The organism is Bradyrhizobium erythrophlei, from assembly GCF_042430365.1.
Lineage (GTDB): Bacteria > Pseudomonadota > Alphaproteobacteria > Rhizobiales > Xanthobacteraceae > Bradyrhizobium > Bradyrhizobium erythrophlei.
This window is the reverse complement of the sequence record NZ_JBHMET010000237.1, coordinates 1-1,392: the sequence shown is the minus strand read 5'-3', so window position 1 is coordinate 1,392 and position 1,392 is coordinate 1. Positions and strand designations below refer to the sequence as shown.

Genomic DNA, 1,392 nt, shown 5'->3' with positions numbered 1-1,392 from the left:
GGTTGATGGGGTGGACGGCCCCCTACGGCATCAGTGTGCCAGAATGAGGTTGTGCAAATCTCAGACAAGGGAGCCGTCCGTGAGAGAGATTATCCGCATTGGCATGGATACGTCGAAGCATATTTTTGTGCTGCATGGAGTGGACGCGGGCGAGCAGCCCGTGCTGCGCAAGCGGCTTGGTCGGAAGCAGATGCTGGAGTTTTTCGCGAAGCTTCCGCCGACCGTGATTGGGATGGAGGCCTGCGGTGCGGCCCATTACTGGGCTCGAGAACTCGGCAAGCTCGGCCATGAGGTGAAGCTGATGGCGCCGCAGCTGGTGAAGCCTTATGTGACGCGGAACAAGAACGACGGTCGGGATGCGGACGGGCTGTGCGAAGCGATGAGCCGGCCGCGGATGCGTTTTGTGCCGGTCAAGACCGCCGAGCAGCAGGCCGCGCTGATGTTGGCGGGTGTGCGCGACGGGCTGATCGCCCGCCGCACCCAGCTCAGCAATTCGATCCGCGGCCACGCGGCGGAGTTTGGCCTGATTGCGCCCAAGGGGCTGGACAAGATCGGGCCGCTGCTGGCCCGGATTGCGCAGGACGAGAGCCTTCCCCCTATGGCGCGCGAGCTGTTCGCCATGCAGAGCCGCGACTACGCGCAGTTGCAGGGCGAGCTGAAGGCGATCGAGGCCAAGCTGCTGGCCTGGCACCGGGCCAACGCCACAAGCCGTCGTCTGGCCCAGATTCCCTCGGTTGGTCCGATCATTGCAACCTCGCTTGTGATGAAGACGCCCGATCCACACGCGTTCCGCTCCGGCCGGCTGTTCGCGGCCTGGCTCGGCCTGACCCCCAAGGACCATTCCACGGCCGGCAAGACCAGGCTTGGCAAGATCACCCGTGCCGGCGACGAGACCCTGCGTCGCCTGCTCGTAGCCGGGGCGACCGCGGTGATCCGGCAAGCAAGGCTCGGGCGCGGTCAGCCCTCGCGCTGGCTTGTCGCGCTGCTCAAGCGCAAACCGCCGAAGCTGGCGGCCGTGGCACTCGCCAACAAGGTGGCCCGCATCGCCTGGAAGCTGATGGTGACGGGCGAGAGCTACGACGCCGCACGGATTAACGCCGCACCGACAGGCGCTACTTAACAATTTGGCCGGCCGGACCTCGCACTCGTCGGCCGAACCGGAGCTGCAAGAGCAGATGGAATGATCGATCGATCCAGAACGCGAGACAAGCCGCGGGACCCATTGGCCTTCACAAGGTCGCCAGGTTGTTTGGCACTCGCGTCGCGGAAACCATCTTGGCCCAGCGATCAGCACGATCGCATCAAAACAGGCCGGACATATGGATGTCAGCGATCCGACCAATTCCAGAAAGCTCTTGTGCCACGGGGGCCGTCCACATATGGGTCCCGGCC

At 64.6% G+C, this 1,392-nt stretch carries 1 protein-coding gene; it reads left to right on the top strand.

Annotated elements, in window-relative coordinates; all coding sequences use genetic code 11:
• The first annotated feature begins 79 nt into the window (after positions 1 to 79).
• Positions 80 to 1,120, top strand: coding sequence for an IS110 family RNA-guided transposase (locus ACFFWD_RS36410; protein ID WP_376973912.1), 1,041 nt, complete (start codon positions 80 to 82; stop codon positions 1,118 to 1,120).
• Positions 1,121 to 1,392 lie beyond the last annotated feature (272 nt).